This is a genomic window from Shewanella morhuae (genome assembly GCF_900156405.1).
GTDB classification, from domain to species: Bacteria; Pseudomonadota; Gammaproteobacteria; order Enterobacterales; family Shewanellaceae; genus Shewanella; species Shewanella morhuae.
Genome location: NZ_FTNN01000008.1, coordinates 22,654 through 44,058 on the forward strand (window position 1 = coordinate 22,654; position 21,405 = coordinate 44,058).

Here is a 21,405-nt window from a genome sequence, read left to right on the forward strand (position 1 = left end):
AATCCAGCTTTAGTCTGCGGTCATGATAGGGATGTTATGGGGGCTACTAAGTGGTAGCTTTAGTCCGTTCAGTTTTTTGGCTGCGCGAGTGATAGCACATCTCTTATTCGATTCGATGTAACGTACTGAGTAAAAATGGTTTTAAGGTGCTTAGCTTCCGTATTGGTTAAAACGCTTAGCACTACCCAAGAAGTTTAATTGCAGTTAATACGCATATTAATTAGCAGAGTCTAGCATTCAGCTAATCGCTGACCAAGTATCAGATAGTAAAGATATGATAAATATCAACATGTAATTTTATTGTAATTATGGTCGTTAACCTGCGGCGATTTGGGGGGAAAATAGAAATACAGATAGAAAATCGATTATGAAAATATTATAGGGATAATTGCACGCCCGAATAAGAACTGAGCGTGCTCGTAAAAGTACATTTATTAGCCATTCAACCAACGTCTAGTGTGACTATTCGGTAATAATATTGACGATATCGAGAATCTTGCGACTGTTGTTATCGAGTTTTATCCATGCGTCTTCAACTTGAATTCTCACAATGCCATCTCTGTTTAAAGGCTCTACAATGTGGCCGCGATGATAAATATCATATTCAAGCACATCACCACGATGAAGTCTTTTATACCAGCCGGAAGGGAGAGGCTTGCCGTAGTAGACTTTTTTGTAGTGTTTATGCCCATTGTAGTGTTTGTGTTTATGTTTGTGGTCATCATCATCATCATCGTCATCATATTCATAATAGTGTTTATGGCCATTGTAATGTTTATGCTTGTGGTCATCTTTAGCGAAGGCTGTAATAGATGTCATTAAGCTGAGCACGAGTCCTGTGATAACAACAGCAGTTAATTTATTCATATGTGGTTCCAAATACATTGATTTAATGCGGTGACGATAGTGTATTTAAAATGAACCCTAGCTGAACGTTTCTGAGTAATGGTGCTTAATTCAACGAGTAAGCATGAGCACTGCATGCCATTGTTCAGCTGTTACAGGTTGAATACTGAGCCTTGACCCTTTAGATACTAAATACATGTCAGCTAATTGTGGGAGTGATTTTATTAAGCTTAATGGAATAATGTCGTTAAATTTTTCCACAAAGCGAATATCAATGCTTACCCATCTTGGTTGAGCGGGATCAGATTTAGGATCAAAATATTTAGAATTAGGATTAAAGGCAGATCTATCGGGATATGCACGCGTAACCACTTCGGCAATACCAACAATACCCGGCACTTTGCAGCTTGAATGGTAAAAAAATGCTTGGTCGCCAATCTGCATCATATCGCGCATAAAATTACGCGCTTGATAGTTACGTATACCATGCCAAGCCTCCGTTTGGTTTGGGCAGGCCATAAGATCATCTATGCTGAACTCGTCCGGTTCTGATTTCATAAGCCAGTAATTCATCTTGTATCCTTCTATATCAATTATCAGTAAAGCGTCTGAATCGTGTGAGTTTATCTTAATTTAATGGCCTGCCACAGTTAAGTGCACTGCGGTCTATATGGATATGATTAAGTTGCGGTTCAGATTACAGGGTTTACCTTGAATTTATTGATTATGTAAAGTCGTTTGCAAAGACAAAAGTATTGTACTGATGTTTTGTTAAAGTTGATGGCAACCAAGACTCATGGGGTATTTATGGGAACGTTACCAAGAGTGACCGATTGCGGTTTATACACTAAATATTGTCAGGATTTTACCGCGGGTGAGACCAATGTAAGCCATGGTCGCATGCTGGAATTTATTAATGATCTGACAACAGAAGGTTGGCTATTAGGCAATTTTAATTGGGATTATTGGTATAATAACAGTTACTTGGTGGCCAAACCCGACTATATTCGTGATGCAACTATTGCTCAGTGCCAATTGCTGTTAACGGCAATGACACGATTGGAGGTGTTTAGCCCTGGGGTACTAGAAAACATGCGTCGCCAAGGAATCTTATTAGCCATTGTTGAACGGCTGCAAAACCTCAATGTATCTAAATCTCCCATACCTGTTGAGTTGATGGCTGGTTAATTGTAGATGTTAAGATATTGTATTTATATGGTTTATCTTACTCTTTAGTCTAATAATGTACTTTTTTACTTGTGACATGCTATATGCATTGGTTAGTTTAAATCTGCTAATCATAATAATAAATGCACGGAGGCCTTCATGTCAGTCCTAACGACCAGTACAGTTACTAGCCCGCTCAACCTCAGTGAGTTTCACGGTGTGTTATCGCCTAAACTCGTTGAAAAAACGATAGGTCAATACCTTGACCACATCGCTGCAACTTATCCAGAGCAATTGGCGGTTGTCGTTCATCATCAACATATTCGCTGGAATTACCGTCAATATCTTGCACAAATTGACGCTTTGGCCACCGGGCTATTAAAACTGGGTATTAAGACCGGAGATAGAGTCGGTATTTGGTCACCCAATAATATTGAATGGTGCCTAACCCAATATGCGACCGCTAAAATTGGCGCCATCATGGTGTGTCTTAATCCTGCTTATCGCCCAGAAGAATTGCAATATGCGCTCAGTAACGTGGGTTGCCGCGCAGTAATTTGTGCCGATAAGTTTAAATCCAGTAATTATCTTGAGATGCTCTATGAATTAGCGCCTGAGCTAACCATTTGTTCCGCAAGTAAATTACGGGCAAGTGCCTTACCTGAACTTGAGTTTGTGATCCGCATGGGGGCAGATAAGTCTGTTGGGATGCTTAACTTTAATGATTTGCTCGTTGATGTGAGCGCTGATGATAGGGCGGCACTTGAGCGTATCGGTAAAGAGTTAAGCCCATACGATGCCATTAATATTCAGTTTACCTCTGGCACCACAGGTAGCCCGAAAGGCGCGACCTTATCCCATCATAATATTTTGAATAATGGCTATTTAGTCGCAGAGGCGATGAAGTTTACCTGTAACGATAAATTGTGCATTCCGGTGCCTTTATATCACTGCTTTGGCATGGTGCTCGGCAATTTAGTGTGTTTGGCCAAAGGTGCTGCGGCAATTTTCCCGGGTGAATCCTTTGATCCGCTGACAACCTTGCAGGTGGTTGAGTTAGAGCGTTGTACAGCTCTGCATGGCGTCCCTACGATGTTTATTGCCGAACTTGAACACCCTGATTTTGCTCAGTTTGATTTACGTTCATTACGTACTGGTGTTATGGCGGGAGCGACGTGTCCTGAAGAAGTGATGCGCCGCGTGCAAAACCTCATGTTTATGCAGCAAGTACTGATAGGTTATGGTCAGACAGAATGCAGTCCACTCAATCATATTACCGAAATTGATTCATCGATTGAGAAGCGAGTCCTCACTGTTGGCCGTGCTTTGCCCCATACAGAAGTGAAAATTATCGATGAATTTGGTGATGTGTTACCGATTGGTCAACCCGGTGAAGTGTGTAGTCGTGGATATTGCATTATGCAGTGTTATTGGAACGATCCTGTAAAAACCGCAGCAACAATAGACAGTGCTGGTTGGTTACACTCGGGTGATATTGGCCAAATGGATGAACAAGGCTACGTACAAATTGTTGGCCGTATTAAAGATATGATTATCCGCGGCGGCGAGAATATTTATCCCCGTGAGATTGAGGAGAAACTTTACACCCATAAAGATGTGCAAGATGCAGCGGTTTTTGGGGTACAAAGCGATAAATACGGTGAAGAGGTGTGTGCTTGGATTAAAGTACGCGCCGGAGCGACAATTACTGAGGCCGATATTCGTCATTTCCTCACTGAGAAATTTGCTTACTTCAAGGTGCCACGTTATATCAAGTTTGTTGATCAGTATCCGATGACCGTGACGGGGAAAATTCAAAAGTTCAAAATGCGCGAGCTAATGTACCAAGAATTATATCAAGATATTAATGGGTAAATTGGCTTAACTTGAGTGAAATAGGCTCAATAATATTTATAGGATTTTTACGATATAAGCCGCATTATGCGGCTTATATTTTAACCGAGTTTGTTGTTCAACTTATTGCCCAGCTTATTGCTAAAATAATCGGTCAACACGATCACCATTTCTAGTTTATTTCTCACATTCAGATGCCTATGTAGCATTATTGTTAATTTCAGTTCCTCATCTTTAGCTTCATGGTTATAATCATAAAACGAATAAAAAAGTGTTAACTCATTAACGTTAAAACCTAAATTACCTATGGTTGATATAATTAATTTTAAGCTGACTAAGGAATTACGTATGGTGTGGCGGCGCTCAATGGCGATGTTATGTTGCCTCATTTTGATGGGGGTAAGTATCACCAAAGCGGATACGTTAAAGCTCACATCTTTACTCTGGCCGCCTTATTCTGGACCAATACTCGTGGAGCAGGGCGCGAGTATTGCCGTGGTGCGAGCAGCATTAAAAGTGATGGGACACCAACTAGAGGTAGATTTTTATCCTTGGAGCCGAACGGTTAAATTAGCCTCTATGCCTCACTCTGATTATCTAGGCTATTTTCCTGAGTATTATTATGAGACTGAAAATTTTATTTTTTCTAAGTCGATTGGTGTCAGCTCTTTGGGGTTAGTTGAGCAGAAAGCGCATCCAATGAACTGGAACGTTATTGAAGATCTCAACCGTTATACCTTAGGTGTAGTGAAAGATTATGTGAATATTCAAGCTTTTGATTCTATGGTTTTATCAGGGGTTCAACCGATTGAAGCGGTCACATCGGATGAGCATAATATCAAAAAAGTGGCTGCTGGGCGCATCGATGCCGCAGTAATGGATGTGAACGTATCGCACTATTTACTCAAACAAAAATCGTTACAGCCTTTGGCGGATAAGTTGCAAATTAATCGACATATTCTTGCGAATAAACAGCTTTATATTGCCTTTCGTAATACTGATGAAGGCCGTCGCTGGCGAGATACTTTTGATCAAGGATTAGCGCAAATTGATGTTGAGAAAGTTATTGAAGCAGCGCTCTATAACCAACATTAGTTTTTAATATAAAAATGCAATCCACTCTTAAGAATGAATTGCGTGGGTAACAACGTATAAATAGTTAATAAGTTGATGTATTAAACTTTTGCGACTACGGTTTGGCCAATGGGTGTGAGGCTAAGCAAGGCCAGTTTAAGATGTTGGATCCCAAAGGGAATACCAATAACCGTAACAAAACAGGCTAAAGCATGGGCTAGGTGGCCGATGGCTAACCATATACCAAATAGTAAAAACCAAATAATATTACCTAGCATACCGAGGGTCCCAGTACCCAAATCCTCCCGCCCTGTTAAATGACGACGATTGATTTGTTCTTGACCAAAGGGCCAGAAGGCCATTTCACCGATAACAAAGCAAGCGCGGCCAAAGGGTATACCAATAATGCTGATAAAACATAGGATCCCAACGAACCACCATGCGAGTCCCATCACAAATCCGCCCAGCACAAACCAAGCAATATTAAATATTAAGCGTAATAACGACATCGTAAATTCCTTATTTTTACCTTGTTAAATCACATAGTAAGCGCAGATAAATCAATCATGAGTTTAGAAGTAGCGAGAATTGTGCCAACTATTAAGTATAATTAAATCATTGCCTTATAGGTGTCCATTTTGAGAGTTTAGTATGTTTCACTAAATTTTAGTGAAACATTGCATTTATTCGATGAATAATTACACTAGCCATCAACTTTCATGGCTTAAAAAGCCTGAGTATCACATTGTTTGAGTGTCTTATGTTTGCAAATACTCCTGTTGATATTTTTTCTTTTGCTGATCGAGAGATTTTTCTCAAGCGTGATGATCTGCTGCATCCAGCATTTAGCGGTAACAAGGCGCGTAAATTCGCTTATTTTTTAGATCATGATTTTGCTGGTATCAATAAAGTAATAGGTCACGGATCGCCCTTAGCTAACTCACTGTATTCTTTATCTGCGCTGGCAAAACTAAAAGGTTGGCAGTGTGATTTTTATGTTGATCATATAGCAAGCCAAATTATTAAACATCCTACGGGAAATTATGCTGCAGCATTGGCTAATGACGCCCATATTATCGATTTAAGTGACATTATGGCGCGAAGGCCTGCTTTGACTCCGCAACTTGAACTTGATACAGGCTCGCTGATTAATACTCGAACAACACTCGTAGATAAAGACATAGAAGCGCATTTAAGCTGTCAAGATTATATCGAAAAAAATGTGTTAAAAAATGAGCCTACAGCATTGTTTATACCTGAAGGTGGGCGTTGCTCTTATGCTGAATATGGCGTGAGTATATTAGCCAAAGAGATAATGCACTTTGCTCAAGCTAATAAGTTGGACGATTTAACAGTATTTTTACCTTCTGGCACAGGAACCACTGCATTATTTTTAAATCAATCTTTTATTCGCCACCACACTAATATTCGAGTGAAAACGTGCGCAGTTGTTGGTGGGGATGATTATTTACGTTTGCAGTTTTCGATGCTTAATGCCGATATTAGTGAACATCCACAAATTATTAATACCGGTAAGAAATATCATTTTGGAAAACTTTATGCTGAATTTTATGTCATGTGGCAACGAGTGTGTGCCTCTGGTGTTGAGTTTGAATTACTCTACGACCCTTTAGGTTTTATTGTGCTTGAGGATTATTTACTACACGGTCATCGAGGTCCGCTGATGTATTTACATCAAGGTGGCTTACTGGGAAATGCAACTATGCTACCGCGTTACCAACGTAAATATGACAGAAATAATATTTAAATATTAAATATAGTCAGTATCAACATCATTATTTATTAAGGAACTAAACGATTTCTTTTGAGAATTTTATAAGTGCGTTCGCTGATATTTTGCAGATTTTTTAAATCCTTTAAGCCCGGTTCAGTATCGCTACATTGCCAATAGCTAATTTCGGTATCGAGCATCTCTAACATTTTTTTTGAGCATCCCAGACACTCACCTTGGCACATTTGTGCTTCTTCTAAATTGAGGGGGATTTTGTCTTTGATATTGCCGATCATGGTTTGCATTGCGATACGAGTAGTTGGCTTTGACATAGACTTGACCTTGAATTCTAAGCATACGCGTGAATATTCGCGTGAATATTAGTGGATGCTGGAATGGTAAAGTGTGATCTTAGTCTTGTTTTTTCATTTGGTTCGGCAGATATCTGTGTGAGTAGAGATACAGCCTGAACCAAATGATTGTGTCATAGTGACATAGAAGGGATAGCGTATTTGTGACATTCGGCTATCAATTTACTGAAGTGCTCGGTGTTGTGAAAAGAATGGAAACCGATATTAAATACACTTAAGTAAACAATTACTGCGGTACTGGTGACTTATTTGTTAGCTGACAATAACCACTTCATAAAGCTAATGGCTTCTGTACGCTTAGAAAAAGTCTGTCTGTTTTTACCTTGTCTATCGGTAAAAGCAATTGATGTTTTATTTACTGAGATTGAATCTACAGGGAAGTTTACTGTAATTTCATGTCCATTAATTTTGTATGACATATGCCACACTCCTTTTTATTAATTCACCCTTGGGTGAGATAGTTGTTGCTATAAAATATCCTTAGCAATGTGCGAAAGATTTGTTCTATTGAGTATCGAGGTTACCCCATCTTTGATTCATTAATCAAGAGATGCTTAATCGATAAATAATTCACGCTACTAATTACGTCATGGAATAACTTAATTCTAGCAGTTGAACATAGTTTAATGACAATACTATGACAACCAATAGAACAGTAAGTTCACATGCATAACAACATGATTTTTATGCTATCGAACAGCTTAGTTTAGGGGGTTTTGCTTGTAGTAGGCTTTCTTTATGAGGACCGAACTCTGATTGCTAAATATCAGGCTGGGTTAAAAAGGTAAACAACAAGGTGTATCTCAAAACAGTGCGCAGTATATCAACAAAAAAGGCATATGCAAGTTTAATTTTAAAGAAATGTAGCTATTTATTTTTTATGTTGATTATAAGTGAATGAGGTCTATATATTACTTTGATTTATAAGATAAAAATTACATTAAGGGTGATGTTTTTTTGTATGTGGCCACTATCGTTCAAGCCCCAAATGATGGTTTTGTTGATACTGAGGAAATTAAAAACCCATTTAAATAGAGTGTTTAAATGGGTTTTTAATCATCTGTGTGGCTAAATAACCTGAGCTCGGGATAAGCTCTGCGTCTCTACAGGTTATTTTCCCCTTTATCTACGTTAACTTTGCTACTAATAGCCCACTATTAGGTACGCAAACTTGCCTTGATAACGGAAAAACTACCTCTGTAGAGTTAATTTTTCGAATAAGGTAATAAGATTAATTAGTTACCACAGCCACTATCCCGAGTTCAGGTTAAATAGCTATTTGCAACGCTTAATCACTTAATAAATTAGTTCACCAATAGGATTAAGTAGCTTACTTATGCCCTTAGTAAAATGCAGTGGTGCATCTAACACTGTGTAACATAGGCATCCGTTAACCGTTTTCGGCGAGTGTTGATGCTGGCCATCGAGCACAATAAAATCTCCTGGCACATAGTTGCCATTTAGATCTGCAAACTCTCCTGCCAATAGGAGCGTTAATTCATACCCTCTATGGGTATGTTGGGGGATTTCACCTTGGGCATCAATATGCAGCAAGCTGGCACGGGTATTCATTTCATCAACATCAAAACGCATACGACTAACTTTACCCAAAATTTGCCATGGTCGGCTCAAATGCTGTCTAAATGCTGACGGAACAGTGTAATGCTGTTGTTTTATCTGAACCGCTAACGGTGCATTATTCGGTATATTTGTTGCAACTGGCTGAGCCATGATGTGTGCCATCATAGCGTCCATATCCAGTGCAGAGTCTTGAGTGGTGACATCAACGACCTCACTTGTCATCGTTTCTTCACCGGGATAAGCGTCGTAAATTTTAGGTTGGGCTAATACTAAATCTGCAACCTGTGCTGTTAACTGTTCAAGTTGTTGTCTACAGGTTTCGCATAAAGAACTGTGAGCTGAAACAGCCATTGCCATTGATAAAGGCAAATTGCCATTAGCATGGTTGACGAGTAGGTCTTGAGTGGGATGATGCTTAATCATTGTGTATCTCCAAAAAACTTTTCAACTTTTCTAGTCCTAGCCTTAAACGCGACTTTATCGTACCGATAGGCACTTTTAAGGCGTCAGCAAGTTCTTGTTGAGTGAGTTCTTGCATGTAGATACCTTGCACGACTTGCTTTTGTGCTAAGGGGAGGGCATCTAGATGCTTTAGGAGTTGAGCCGTTAGTTTATGATCGGGCTGTATATCGTATTCTAAGGTTGCATCACACAAAGGCCAAATATCATCGCCGAAGGTATCTTCCCTGTTGTGCTGTACCCGTCTTAGCATATCAAAACATTGATTACGCATGATGGTAAACACCCAAGTGGTCACCGCCCCTTTTTCTGCATTGTACAGATGAGCCTTAGTCCAAACGCTGGTCATGGTTTCTTGAACCAAATCCATAGCCAAGCCTTGCTGATTTAATCTTTGTAAACCAAAAGCACGGATCTTGGGCATAAAATGCTGGAATAGTTGTCCAAAAGCGGCTTTGTCTCTGTTGTCTGCGATTTGTAGCATTAACATCGCCAAAGCATCTACTTGTGACTCTAAGTTTGTGTGAGCAGGAGTGTCGTTATCCATAGCCGCGTTAGTCAGAGACGTAATGCGTCCATGATACCGATTTTGCCTGCTTTGTGATTGAATATTTTCCATTTCTCGCTCGTACCCCAGAGGCTAATGCTGAGTTTGATATTCGTAACGACAATATTGAGTGGCTTGGTTAACGTTTATAGCAACCTTTGCTGTCAAACTTCCAATCAATACGGCATGGATTATATAAAGGATCACTCACAGGATTATTTAATCACAGAACGCAATAAATCTCGGGCCATAATATGGTCAGATGTATTAATACAACTATATTTTTCAGATGCTTGCACCGGCAATATTTCTAACCAGCGCTGGCATGCCCAGGCTATATCATCAAACTGTTCGTCTTGATAATGCTTAAGGTGTTGCGGATATTCTTTAAGGATATTTTGTAACATCTGACTTAAATAACGCTCATCACTGGCAATGTGCGCGGTAGGCCAGTTGTCTATTAAGCTGACATCACCGCGTTTCAAACCATCGCTTTCGATGCTAATTTCATTCAGCTTAAAGCGTTGTGAGCCTTGAATGCTGACGCCTAACAGCCCATCGGCTAAGGTTTCAAAATCAATAATATGCACTAAGGTCCCAATGGATTGTATGGTGTTATTATCTTCTTCAAGCATACACAAACCAAAGCCTTGGCCGGACTTTAACGATTCGGCAACTAAACGTTTATATCTAGGTTCAAATATCCGTAGTTGTGTATAACCTTCGGGTAATAAACAGATAGGTAAGGGAAAAAGAGGTAATTTCATTGTGGCCTCTGGTGAACTTATGTTTCTATCATTACGTACCATAATGGCAGTTCGATCAGTAAAATTATTCAACAATAATTTATCCATAGTTAGAGGATGGCATGAAATTAAATCCATTTGAAAAAAAACTGGTGCAACATCCGTTACGTTTTTGGCTACAAAATCATGTCGAAGCACGCCTATTGACCTCGATGATGCCAAAACCTATGCCTTCTTGTGAGCGCGCATTAGAAATTGGCTGTGGATTTGGTAACGGTATTCAGTTGATCCGTGAGCATTTTGGCGCAGGCCATATTACGGCTATAGATATCGATGCTGAAATGGTCGCAGCCGCTCAATCCCGCTGGCAAGCTCGTCCGCAGGTGATAAAAGGGCTGAGTTTTTCGGTTGCTGATGCCACTCGTTTACCGTTTGCTGATAGTGAGTTTGACATAGTGTTCGATTTCGCCGTATTCCACCATATTCCAGATTGGCAAACGGCTATTAAGGAGGTCGAAAGAGTAATAAAACCCAACGGATATTTCGTGGTAGAGGATTTGTACCGCGCCGCAATTTGTAATCCGTTGAGTCGGCGCTTGTTTGAGCATCCTCAGCAGCATCGCTTTAATCACAGTGAATTACTCACTGTGATGCGCAAAACTGGTTTTAAGATTGTATGTGATAGAAATGTCTTTAATCTTGCGGGTATGGTGTTAGCGCAGAAAGTATCAGGTTAATTCATCATGGCGAGAGTTATGGAGTGCGGGCGGCAATTTTTTGTACGTGCTCATGCGATAAAATGGTATTGAGTGGATATCTGTACGGATAATCACGAAGTGAGAATCGCGCTTTGCCATGAATAAAGGTCATTTTTATATAAAATAGACCTTTAGCATAGTTCTTCATGTGAGTTTACCGCTATAATTTGGATTAATTCGTGGCATGTGGGGAAGGCTTTCCTCAATAGTAGAGAAGCAGCATTATGGCAAATATACTTGCAAACGTAGATCAAAGAACCAAGCTTGTGGGTGAAAACCGACTCGAGTTATTACTTTTTAGCATTAATTCGACACAATTATTTGCCATTAACGTTTTTAAAGTTAAAGAGGTGGTCAAACTTCCACCGCTTAATGCCATGCCAGGTAGCCATCCACACATTTCAGGTATTGCGAATATCCGGGGTGTTTCTATTCCTGTGATTGATTTACGTTCAGCTATTGGTTTTCGACCCGTGCCGCCAAATGATGATGCCAACATGATTATTACTGAGTATAACCGCAGCGTGCAGGGGTTTTTAGTCGGGAAAGTTGAGCACATTATTAATATGACATGGAGCGATATTTTACCGCCGCCTAAAATGGCTGGTCGTAATAATTATCTGACAGCGATTACACGTATCGAACATCAAGGCCATTCACAGTTAGTGTCGATTATTGATGTAGAGAAAGTGCTGGCAGAAATCATTCATTATGATATTAGCTTATCCGAAGGTGTACTCGATGAAACTTTAGCCCATGAAATGCCTGGCAGAAAAATTTTGATCGTAGATGACTCTTCAACGGCGAGACGCCAAGTGCGTGACACCTTAGGGCAACTGGGTATCGAAATTATTGAAGCATCCGATGGTCTGCAAGCATTGACGCTATTACAAAAATGGCGCGATGAAGGCAAGCAAGTCTCAAAAGAATTATTAATGATGATTACCGATGCTGAAATGCCAGAAATGGACGGTTATAAACTGACCTCTGAAGTGCGTAGCGATAAAGCGATGGCAGGTTTGTATATTACCCTCAACACTTCCTTAAGCGGCAGCTTTAACCATGCGATGGTTGAAAAAGTCGGTTGTGATAAATTCATTTCTAAATTTCAGCCAGATTTATTGGTCGAAGTAGTACAAGAAAGATTAAGACAAATTATTAATCTTTAATATGGTTTAAGCCATCAATGGTCGACGATAAAAGGATCGTTGGTGGCATTGGTTTTGATTGTTACCTTGCCATCGTGCGAATACAATTTGAAGCCAAACTTAGCTTATCAAATTGTTAGTCTTTGAACAGTTATAGATATGTTAACTAAAACATTTTACTAAGCTTTTCAAGCATAGACATTTCAATCAGAGGTTTAAGTCGGCCTCGACATCTTGTAATACTTGGCGTTTCATTTCTTTGGCAGCTGCAATATGAATACGGGCGAGCCTTAAGGCGTAGTTGAACCTTGCTCGGCCGACTAGACGGACAAGTTCGGCAAAAAACTGGGGATCTAAGGTGAATTGAGTTGAATAGTACTGAATGGCAGTATGGACTGAGTTGAAGGTTACGCCATCAAACTCAAACCCAGCATTGTAGCCTTGGTCGTCAATTTCTTCGCCTTCTAATGCCAACGGCCAACCAGGCGCATTGATACGGTCGCGGGCAATTAAATACATCATCCAAGCGCTTTTCTTAAAGCCTTCAAATACTTTACAGGAAAACTCAGACTCAGCGAGTTCTTCTTCGGTCCAATTAATTCCAATAGCGAGATGTTTTGCATAGATACGCATTAGCGCATCTTTAACGGCCATGCGGCAATCCCAAATTGAACTCAGTGTATGTTGTTTGGCTAATCGCAGGCATTCACTACAAGCAGGTACCGCTAAAGAAGGGTGCGGCGTATGTGCATGCTGAATATATTCGAAGTGTTGATAGCTAGGTTCGCCACAAAACCAACAACTATGGCGTTTATCGAAAGGGATATCAATAAGTGGGATAGCAGACATCAAGGGTTGAGCACCTCAATCCTTGATGTGTTTAATGGTGTATTGAAGCAATTAAACTTCTTCAACATCAACCAAATCTTTCGCTAAAACAATAGGGTCAAGCTCAAGACAGTCTTCGTCAGTCTGCCAGTCGACACCGATCAACACACCATCATCGTTGAGATCAGATACCCAGTATTCTAAAAACTCTTCTAATGGGATAGCAATTGGCTGGTAGTCTTGCCATTCATCGCTGCAATGGGATTTTGCAGTTGCTTCGCTTGACCATAATGGCATCACATCCGTGTCTTCAAATTCTGAAGAATCACAAACGACCCAGCCTTCGCCAGTTTCATCCATTAGACCCCAAAGCGTCTGATGTTGTTTTACATTTTTGATAAAGCCAGCCAAAGCCGTATTGATTTCAGTCATGATAGGTCTCTTTGATGTGTGCTGTTAACAAACCTATTATACGGTAACATGCTGCGATACCAAGGGATTCTTTATTAAGATTTTTCTGCTGTTTGATATCTGAGCAATATACCGCTGGTATAAGGTATTTAGCGTGATAAGGATTGTGTTACGCGCCGCTATGGGTCAGGATTATCAGCGATTGGTAGGTTTATCTTAATGAAGATAATCTAAGGGCGTTTTAATATGAAAATTTTTAAGGTTATTGGCCATTAAAAGAGACGGCTTATTGCTCACCTTTTATCTTGTTATGCCAAAGCGAATATTTCCTGAAGGTTAGGCCACCTTAAAAAGGTAAATGATTGTGTTGCTGTCACAACACATTGACGGTTGTGAAATCAAGTATTGGAGTTATTGATTTGATTAAAATTAAAGGGTTAACTTATTTGTTTGCGAGTATTGCCACCTGCGTGAGTTTGAGTGCTTGTTCTAGTGCGCCATCGGCGAATAGCAATACTAACGTAACGACAAATACTACTGAAACCAATCAACTGCCCGATATCAGTGCTAGCGTACAATTGAATGAAGAAGCCTTTCCCATGTGCTTGGCCCGGTTGCAAACACGTGCACGTGCAGAAGGATTGTCAGAGGCGACCATTAATTCGACCATTGCCAATTTACAATTTGTTCCGCGGGTGATTGAGCTTGATCAACAACAACCTGAATTTAGTCAAACCTTCGATAATTATTTCAGTAAACGCGCAACCGAATGGCGCGTTAATGAAGGTCGGCGTTTACTACAAAAACACCGCGAGTTACTCGATAAATTAGCCCAAGAATATGGGGTGCCGCCACAATATATATTATCTTTCTGGGGACTTGAAACTAACTATGGCTCCTATAAAGGAAAAATGTCGGTACTCAATTCATTGGCTACCTTAGCCTGTGAGCCACGCCGTAGTAATTATTTCACCATAGAATTAATGCAAGCCTTAAAACTGAAAGAAAAATATCAGTTTGATGATGACACTATGGTGGGATCATGGGCTGGTGCTATGGGTCACACCCAATTTATGCCGTCTGCCTATGCTAAATATGCTGTCGATGCTGATGGTGATGGTAAGGCTGATTTATGGAATAGCACCACCGATGCGCTCACCTCTGCAGCGAACTTTTTACAACATTTAGGTTGGCAACGTAACCAGCGTTGGGGGCGTGAAGTCCTATTGCCAAAAGATTATAACTACAACTATTTAGGTGCTAAACAGCCTTTACCGCTATCACAATGGGCGGCATTGAATGTGACGCAAGCTAATGGTCAACCTTTGCCTATGGTTGATATCCAAGCAGCGCTATATTTACCCGCAGGTCATACTGGCCCTGCATTTTTAGGTTATGAGAATTTTAATGTCATCATGCGTTGGAATCGCTCCGAGTTTTATGCCATTACAGTGGGTCACTTAGCTGACAGGATTAATGGCGGCCCTGCGTTAACTGTAAATCCACCAGAGCAGGCACGTTTAAGCCGTGAACAAGTTAAGCTACTACAAGCCAAACTCAATGAAGTGGGTTTTGATGTGGGCAAACCCGATGGCGTATTGGGGCGTAACTCTACCGCGGGCATTCAAGCGTTTCAGCGCAGTAAAAACATGATTGCCGATGGTTTTCCAAGTCCAGAGGTTTTTACTGCATTAGGGATAACGTTGTAACTTGAGTGCGCCGGCATGTGGGCGGATAAAAAAGTGGAGTGAAAAGCCCAGTTTTGTTAAGCTCGGCCCACAATTGAAATCGAAGAAAATCAAAGGATATTCGATGAGCATTAAAGACGATATGGTTGTGCAGTTTAATTACACACTGCGTGATGAGAAAGGCGATGTGATCGAGAGCAACGAAGGACGTGATCCCATTGCTTACTTACATGGCCATGACAACATGATGCCTGGCGTAGAAAACGCAATTAATGGCAAAGCGATTGGCGAGAAATTTACCGTGACGTTACCTGCTGCAGACACCTACGGTGAACGCGTGGCTGATGCGGATGCACACCAACGTGTATCGGTTAAGCATTTAATCGGTGCCAACGTATGGAAACCGGGTATGGCTGCCGTGGTCAATACAGACCAAGGTCAACGCCAAGTGACTATCGTTAAAGTGGGTAAGTTTATGGCAACTGTGGATGTTAACCATCCATTAGCGGGCCGCGAACTGACATTTGATATCGAAGTTGTCGGTGCCCGTGACGCGAGTAATGAAGAAATTGCCCATGGTCATGCCCATGGTGCTGGTGGCCATCACCATTAATTTTTAAGCTTCGAGTTTGGCTCCTTTCTGTACACTAAGTTCAGAATGAGTGAATAAATCGATGTTGAAACCCATAAAACAAAAAGCCCAAACCTAGGTTTGGGCTTTTTGTTTTATGGGTTTCAACACTTAACGTTTATCGAAACGGCTAATAACGTCATATATCACTAATCGTTCTTACTAACGCTAATGGCTATGTTCGTGCTGGAGTGGTTTGTCAGCAAACATGGCATCGAGGCTTGCTTGAGTTTGTGGATGGTAACCGGGGCGAGCATTGATATACACGTTTTTAGCCCAGTCATATTGTTCGGTACCAGCAAGTTTTTGGTATAAAGGTACAACTAAACGCATGCGGCCAATATTGGTTAAGTGTTGTTTTAATGCGGGTAATACCGCGTAATAACCATTGTCTAGTGCGAGTGAGTACCATGCAAAAGCAATCTCACTGTTGCCAGTACCAGTAAAATGGAACGCCTTATCTAGTTCGGCAAGTTTGGTTTGGTCTAGATTGATTCTTGGCATTTCATTAATGAATCGTAACCACTGATGAACAGACCAATTGCTGGTTTTTAACTCGCTTGCACTGTGTTTACCATCTAACCACGTTTGTCTTTGGGCATCAATATCGTCAAAAGCATGGGAATTTGGCGGCACTAAAAATGACGGTAAACCTTCACCTTCAATCCAAGTGTCGATTTCAGCTTCGCTGACAATGTTGGGGTATTTTTGGAGTAAATTTAAAGATAAATATTCACGGAACTGCGCTGTAGTAATACTTTGAAATTCAAAGTGATTAAAATAATTTTTGACAAAGGCATCAAAGCGTTCACGGCCAAATTTTTGTTCAAGAAAGACTAAAAATAACTGGCCTTTTACGTAAGGCACACCACTAAAAGCCTCATCAGGCGATCGCCCGCCAAGATCTAAATGCAATACAGAGTCGCTAGAGTCTAACTCTGCTAATTCGGCAATCAGCCCAGAATAGCCGATCGTTTGCTCCATTAGTGCTCGGTCGCTGCCATAGAGATCTTCCATAATACGATTCTCAACATAGGTCGTAAAACCTTCATTAAGCCAGAGATCGCGCCATGTGGCGTTGGTCACCAGATTACCCGACCAAGAGTGAGCAAGTTCGTGGGCAATGAGACTCACCAAGCTTTTATCGCCCGCGATGACCGTTGGCGTGATAAATGAAAGGCGCGGGTTTTCCATGCCACCGAAAGGAAAGCTCGGTGGCAGAATGAGCAAGTCATAACGTCCCCAACGATAATCGCCATAACGCTTAGCAGCGATATCGATCATCTGTGGTGTGTCAGAAAATTCTTGACTCGCCTTATCAATAAGTTCAGGTTCGGCCCAAACACCAGAGATATCATTCAAGGGCGAAAACGTTAAATGCCCGGCCGCAATGGCAATTAAATAAGCTGGAATAGCCTGCGGCATAGTGAATTGAGTTTGGGTGCTAGACAGAATTTTTCGATCGGCACTCATCACCACAGTAATAGCTTTATCGGCGGTAATTGTTGCGCTATAGGTTTGGCGCACGGCGGGCGTATCTTGCAGTGGGATCCAGCTGCGAGCATGAATTGCCTGACTTTGGCTGAACATAAAAGGTAACTGTTTACCTTGGGTTTGCTCTGGAGTTAACCATTGAATACCAGAAGGATTATCCGATGTATGGTAATTTATTTTAACCTTTTGAGTATTTTCTTCAGTAAGGTTGATGCTCAGCGCTGCACCTTTAACGCCATCTGTTTTAGCTAAAGTGAAGGGCACACTGTGCCATTTACCGGCTGTATTCACAGCGCTTACACTACTAATGGTTAAATCTCGGGTATCTAAGATGAGTGTTTTACCCGCTTTATGCCAAGCTAAATCGAGGGTAGCTTCACCGGATAAGCGGTTTTGCTTAAAATCGACAGTGAGGGCAAGCTCGATATGACTCACGCTGACCTCTGTGTAATTAGCATAGGTCAACGCATCTTGGTTCTGTGGTATTTCTGTTGGTGCTAATGTGACTGCGAGCTCTGAGGCTGAAATATTAGGTGCGTTATTAGCGTGAGCAATGGGAACTAGTTGCAGCGCAAAAAGAAGCGCACTGCTAATGACCGTACGGTGAAATGACAACATTATTTTACAGCCTAATGATTAAGTGTTTTGGTTTTGGTTTGAATTTGGAGTGACAACCAATAGCAATTCTGTTTGGTTTTTATCAGCCCATGGGTTAGTGCACAAAAGTTTACCTGATAATTCACTCGATTTGTTATCTCACTGTTAGCTCAAATGTAATCAAACTTTAATCGCTCAATTACTGATAGGGAAATGGCAGCGGTAAAGTACAACAAGTTTGTTATGATGGCGGCGTTTTCACATAGGGCGATTATAAAAATGGTGTTAGATTTTTCACAGGGTAAGTTAATTGTCACTGAGTTTGAAGTACAGGTGCGGCTCAATGTTGCCAGTATCGTACTGCAAGTGAGTGCGGAAGATATTAGTTTAAGACGTCAGCCCCCTATGTTAATTGCCGATGGTGGCGGTGTGCGTTGGAGCTTAGTATTAGACTCAAATGCTCAGTTACGTGCGATTCAAAATGTGCTGGGAATGGATGCAGAATAAAGTACGCTAGAGTAGTACGGCGTATTTAATTTATAGATTGATCATCATTTTTAGTTGATGAATATTTAATATCGAATTGGGGATTTTTTAGTATGTCAGTTTCTCTTGAGCGTATTGTGGTTGAGCCTAAAACACCAGCAACGGCCGTGGTTATCTGGTTGCATGGATTAGGGGATTCGGGCGCCGGATTTGCCCCCATTGTGCCAGCACTGGGTTTACCAACCGATCATGCTATCCGTTTTATTTTCCCCCATGCACCAGAGCAAGCCGTGACCATCAATGGTGGCTATGTGATGCGCGCTTGGTACGATATTAAAAGTATGGATCTGCACGACAGAGCTGATATGCAGGGGGTTCTGGTATCAGAAAAAATGGTTGCCGCATTAATCAATGAGCAAATCGCAGCGGGTATTGCGAGTCAGCGTATCGTATTAGCAGGATTCAGTCAGGGTGGGGTAATGAGTTTATTTTGTGGACTACGTTTCCCTGAATCGTTAGCGGGTATAATGGCATTATCGTGCTATTTGCCCACAGGAGATGTGTTGCCTACTGAATTAAGTACGGCTAATCGCAATACACCTATATTACAGCAACACGGTTTGCAAGATGATGTAGTGCCATTATCCGCTGGTACATTAGCAAAAGAAGCCTTAATCGCGGGTGGCTATAATGTTACGTGGCAAACTTATCCTATGCCGCATTCTGTGATCCCAGCGCAATTAAAAGAGATTTCTAAGTGGTTACTACAGCGATTTGAAATGTAGATATATCTAATTGCTGATAAAACAAGCATGCGGTAACGTTATATTTCCACGTGCTTGTTTTTTTAACGGGACAATTGTTTTATATTTAAATGTTTTTAAGTCACTTATAATAAAGGGTTTTTGCTCTTCGGTATTGTTTTTTAATTGTGTTATCTGAATATGTAGATTTTTAAATAAAAGCTTATTTCCTGCACAAGACAAACCCATCTAAAAAAGTTCATAAAACCCCATGTCGACATCAAATTTTTAATAAAAGTGACACATATTGTCTTTATTATTTGTTATTATTCTTGACGCTGAGCTTGATGGAGTTCAGTAAAAAAATCATATGATAAAATAATTAAAATTAAGGGTTGATCTAATGAGAAATATGCTTATTAAAGGGCTCGTTGCCACTGCTGTTTTAGCGGCGCTTGCGGGTTGTAATAATAATGATGATGACAATAATGTGGCAACGACTTGTGCAGAAGCTGGCAGTGCCTGTACGACTTTTACGATTTTACACACTAACGATAACCATGGCCGTTTTTGGGAAAATAGTGATGGCGAGTACGGCATGGCGGCACGTAAAACGCTAATTGACAGTATTCGTACCGAAGTGAGTAAGAATGGCGGGCAAACTTTACTGCTTTCTGGCGGTGATATTAACACCGGTGTACCTGAATCAGATTTACAAGACGCAATCCCTGATTTTACGGGTATGAATAAAATTGGCTACGACGCTATGGCAGTGGGTAACCATGAGTTCGATAATCCATTGTCTATTTTAGACATGCAGCGTCGTCTCGCTGAATTTCCTATGTTAGCAGCCAATATTTACCGTAAAAATGCTGATGGTACTCAAGGCGAACGTTATTTTGAAGCCTATAAAGTATTTGATATGAATGGATTGAAAGTCGCGGTGATAGGTTTGACCACCGAAGACACGATTAAAATTGGTAATCCCGAGTATGTTAGCGATCTAATTTTTACTGATCCTAAAGTGGAAGTTGCTAAAGTCATTAAAGAAATTAAAGATGCCAAAACAGCTGACATTATTTTTGCCACTACGCATATGGGTCACTATGCCGATGGGCAAAATGGTAGCAATGCTCCTGGTGATGTTGCTATGGCTCGCGCACTGAAAGAAGGTGATTTACAAGTCGTTATTGGTGGCCACTCACAAAACCCAGTGTGTATGGAACCAGGTACTGACAACAAAGCCTATGCAGCATTTAATCCGGGCGATGATTGTGCACCAGATAAACAAAATGGGACTTGGATCATGCAAGCCCATGAATGGGGCAAATATGTTGGTCGTGCAGATTTTGAATACTTTAACGGTGAACTGCATTTAGCGAGCTACAAGCTTGTGCCTGTTAACATGCGCAAACTGGATGATGCAGGTAAGAAGACAGCTGATTTAGCCGGGACTAAAATAGAACCTGACGCTGAATTAAAGGAACTTTTGTCTTACTATCAAGAAAAAGGCCAAGATAAGTTAGGCGAAGTGATTGCGACGACCGATGCCCTGTTAGATGGCGAGCGCGCAAACGTGCGTTATAAGCAAACAAACTTAGGCCGTATGTTAGCGATGGCTCAAAGTGCCAAAGTGACGGCTGATTTTGGTGTGATGAACTCAGGTGGCGTTCGTGCTTCTATCCAGCCTGGCAATATTACTTACCGTGATGTGCTGACCGTTCAACCATTCGGTAACATGGTGACTCTGAACGAAATGACTGGCACTGAAATCGCGACTTATTTAGGTGCTGTAGGTAGTCTTCAAATAGATTCAGGTGGTTATGCACAAATCACTGGCGTTAAAATGACTATCGACTGTGTGGCTAAAACAGCCACTATTAGTGATATTGGTGGTAAAGATTTTAGCCCTACAGCCACATATAAATTCACTGTACCTAGCTTTAATGCTGCGGGCGGTGACGGTTATCCTAAACTAGAAAGCCCAATTCAAACGGGTTATGTTGATGCTGACTTGTTATATAGCTTCTTAAAAGAAAAACAAACGATTGTTGCCGCAGATTATAATCCAGTAGGCGATATTGTTTATGAAAACTCAAAAAATGTTGAAGGTTGCCAACTCTAACGAGTAATAACTTTTTAAATAAAATGCCACTCAATAGAGTGGCATTTTTTATGGTTATTATTTAGTCGCATATTAAAATGTGAAAAAACGTAGCTTAATCCACGATTTTAAATAAAGTT

The 21,405-nt window shown here is 40.8% G+C and carries 22 protein-coding genes; 11 read left to right on the forward strand and 11 right to left on the reverse strand.

Features of this window, described 5'->3' with window-relative positions; genetic code table 11:
* Nucleotides 1-462 precede the first annotated feature (462 nt).
* Both BW947_RS10810 and BW947_RS10815 read right to left on the reverse strand, forming a co-directional pair.
* Complete coding sequence (locus tag BW947_RS10810; protein WP_076499502.1) at nucleotides 463-867, reverse strand: hypothetical protein; 405 nt, start codon at nucleotides 865-867, stop codon at nucleotides 463-465.
* Between the two features lie 90 nt (nucleotides 868-957).
* On the reverse strand, nucleotides 958-1,419 hold the full coding sequence (locus BW947_RS10815) for an EVE domain-containing protein (RefSeq protein WP_076499503.1): 462 nt from the start codon (nucleotides 1,417-1,419) through the stop codon (nucleotides 958-960).
* Nucleotides 1,420-1,653: 234 nt separating this feature from the next.
* Here BW947_RS10815 and BW947_RS10820 point away from each other — a divergent pair, with 234 nt between their 5' ends.
* The 3 genes from BW947_RS10820 to BW947_RS10835 all read left to right on the forward strand — a co-directional run bounded on the left by BW947_RS10820 (nucleotide 1,654) and on the right by BW947_RS10835 (nucleotide 4,962).
* Nucleotides 1,654-2,034, forward strand: coding sequence for a DUF6508 domain-containing protein (locus BW947_RS10820; protein WP_076499504.1), 381 nt, complete (start codon nucleotides 1,654-1,656; stop codon nucleotides 2,032-2,034).
* A gap of 138 nt (nucleotides 2,035-2,172) precedes the next feature.
* Nucleotides 2,173-3,888: an AMP-binding protein gene (locus BW947_RS10825; protein WP_076499505.1), complete on the forward strand. Its 1,716-nt coding sequence runs from the start codon at nucleotides 2,173-2,175 to the stop codon at nucleotides 3,886-3,888.
* Between the two features lie 327 nt (nucleotides 3,889-4,215).
* Nucleotides 4,216-4,962: a substrate-binding periplasmic protein gene (locus tag BW947_RS10835; protein ID WP_076499507.1), complete on the forward strand. Its 747-nt coding sequence runs from the start codon at nucleotides 4,216-4,218 to the stop codon at nucleotides 4,960-4,962.
* 80 nt (nucleotides 4,963-5,042) lie between these two features.
* Here BW947_RS10835 and BW947_RS10840 read toward each other — a convergent pair whose 3' ends face one another.
* Entirely contained in the window at nucleotides 5,043-5,450 is a 408-nt protein-coding gene (locus BW947_RS10840) for a YccF domain-containing protein (protein ID WP_076499508.1), read from the reverse strand.
* 251 nt (nucleotides 5,451-5,701) lie between these two features.
* Between BW947_RS10840 and BW947_RS10845 the strand changes: the two genes are divergently transcribed.
* Nucleotides 5,702-6,709 (forward strand): 1-aminocyclopropane-1-carboxylate deaminase, encoded by a 1,008-nt coding sequence (locus BW947_RS10845; protein WP_076499509.1) that lies wholly within the window; start codon nucleotides 5,702-5,704, stop codon nucleotides 6,707-6,709.
* A 35-nt stretch (nucleotides 6,710-6,744) separates the two neighbouring features.
* On the opposite strand, the gene BW947_RS10850 is transcribed toward BW947_RS10845, so the two are convergent.
* The 5 genes from BW947_RS10850 to BW947_RS10865 form a co-directional block, all read right to left on the reverse strand.
* Complete coding sequence (locus tag BW947_RS10850) at nucleotides 6,745-7,005, reverse strand: hypothetical protein (protein WP_076499510.1); 261 nt, start codon at nucleotides 7,003-7,005, stop codon at nucleotides 6,745-6,747.
* Nucleotides 7,006-7,289: 284 nt separating this feature from the next.
* Nucleotides 7,290-7,463 (reverse strand): hypothetical protein, encoded by a 174-nt coding sequence (locus BW947_RS18615; protein ID WP_006082106.1) that lies wholly within the window; start codon nucleotides 7,461-7,463, stop codon nucleotides 7,290-7,292.
* 877 nt (nucleotides 7,464-8,340) lie between these two features.
* Complete coding sequence (locus tag BW947_RS10855) at nucleotides 8,341-9,048, reverse strand: ChrR family anti-sigma-E factor (protein WP_076499511.1); 708 nt, start codon at nucleotides 9,046-9,048, stop codon at nucleotides 8,341-8,343.
* Nucleotides 9,041-9,703, reverse strand: coding sequence for a sigma-70 family RNA polymerase sigma factor (locus BW947_RS10860; protein WP_076499512.1), 663 nt, complete (start codon nucleotides 9,701-9,703; stop codon nucleotides 9,041-9,043). Before BW947_RS10860 ends, BW947_RS10855 begins: the two co-directional genes overlap by 8 nt.
* A gap of 143 nt (nucleotides 9,704-9,846) precedes the next feature.
* The gene (locus tag BW947_RS10865) at nucleotides 9,847-10,398 is read right to left on the reverse strand and encodes an LON peptidase substrate-binding domain-containing protein (RefSeq protein ID WP_076499765.1); all 552 of its coding nucleotides are present in this window, start codon (nucleotides 10,396-10,398) and stop codon (nucleotides 9,847-9,849) included.
* Between the two features lie 101 nt (nucleotides 10,399-10,499).
* On the opposite strand from BW947_RS10865, the gene BW947_RS10870 reads away from it, so the two are divergent.
* Nucleotides 10,500-11,114, forward strand: a complete 615-nt coding sequence (locus BW947_RS10870; protein ID WP_076499514.1) for a class I SAM-dependent methyltransferase — start codon at nucleotides 10,500-10,502, stop codon at nucleotides 11,112-11,114.
* Between the two features lie 245 nt (nucleotides 11,115-11,359).
* Complete coding sequence (locus BW947_RS10875; RefSeq protein ID WP_076499516.1) at nucleotides 11,360-12,304, forward strand: chemotaxis protein CheV; 945 nt, start codon at nucleotides 11,360-11,362, stop codon at nucleotides 12,302-12,304.
* Nucleotides 12,305-12,490: 186 nt separating this feature from the next.
* Here the strand turns inward: BW947_RS10875 and BW947_RS10880 are convergent, their stop codons facing one another.
* Nucleotides 12,491-13,132, reverse strand: a complete 642-nt coding sequence (locus BW947_RS10880; RefSeq protein ID WP_076499517.1) for a hypothetical protein — start codon at nucleotides 13,130-13,132, stop codon at nucleotides 12,491-12,493.
* Nucleotides 13,133-13,183: 51 nt separating this feature from the next.
* The gene (locus BW947_RS10885) at nucleotides 13,184-13,543 is read right to left on the reverse strand and encodes a DUF2750 domain-containing protein (protein WP_076499519.1); all 360 of its coding nucleotides are present in this window, start codon (nucleotides 13,541-13,543) and stop codon (nucleotides 13,184-13,186) included.
* Nucleotides 13,544-13,941: 398 nt separating this feature from the next.
* On the opposite strand from BW947_RS10885, the gene BW947_RS10890 reads away from it, so the two are divergent.
* Both BW947_RS10890 and BW947_RS10895 read left to right on the forward strand, forming a co-directional pair.
* Nucleotides 13,942-15,231: a lytic murein transglycosylase gene (locus tag BW947_RS10890; RefSeq protein ID WP_076499520.1), complete on the forward strand. Its 1,290-nt coding sequence runs from the start codon at nucleotides 13,942-13,944 to the stop codon at nucleotides 15,229-15,231.
* Nucleotides 15,232-15,334: 103 nt separating this feature from the next.
* Nucleotides 15,335-15,823 (forward strand): FKBP-type peptidyl-prolyl cis-trans isomerase, encoded by a 489-nt coding sequence (locus BW947_RS10895; protein ID WP_076499522.1) that lies wholly within the window; start codon nucleotides 15,335-15,337, stop codon nucleotides 15,821-15,823.
* A 186-nt stretch (nucleotides 15,824-16,009) separates the two neighbouring features.
* On the opposite strand, the gene BW947_RS10900 is transcribed toward BW947_RS10895, so the two are convergent.
* Nucleotides 16,010-17,953, reverse strand: coding sequence for a M1 family metallopeptidase (locus BW947_RS10900; protein ID WP_076499524.1), 1,944 nt, complete (start codon nucleotides 17,951-17,953; stop codon nucleotides 16,010-16,012).
* A 258-nt stretch (nucleotides 17,954-18,211) separates the two neighbouring features.
* Between BW947_RS10900 and BW947_RS10905 the strand changes: the two genes are divergently transcribed.
* The 3 genes from BW947_RS10905 (at nucleotide 18,212) to ushA (ending at nucleotide 21,286) form a co-directional block, all read left to right on the forward strand.
* Nucleotides 18,212-18,439, forward strand: a complete 228-nt coding sequence (locus BW947_RS10905) for a DUF3389 family protein (RefSeq protein ID WP_076499767.1) — start codon at nucleotides 18,212-18,214, stop codon at nucleotides 18,437-18,439.
* Nucleotides 18,440-18,531: 92 nt separating this feature from the next.
* Entirely contained in the window at nucleotides 18,532-19,203 is a 672-nt protein-coding gene (locus BW947_RS10910) for an alpha/beta hydrolase (protein ID WP_076499525.1), read from the forward strand.
* 361 nt (nucleotides 19,204-19,564) lie between these two features.
* Nucleotides 19,565-21,286 (forward strand): bifunctional UDP-sugar hydrolase/5'-nucleotidase UshA, encoded by a 1,722-nt coding sequence (gene ushA / locus BW947_RS10920; RefSeq protein WP_076499528.1) that lies wholly within the window; start codon nucleotides 19,565-19,567, stop codon nucleotides 21,284-21,286.
* The last annotated feature ends 119 nt before the right edge of the window (nucleotides 21,287-21,405 follow it).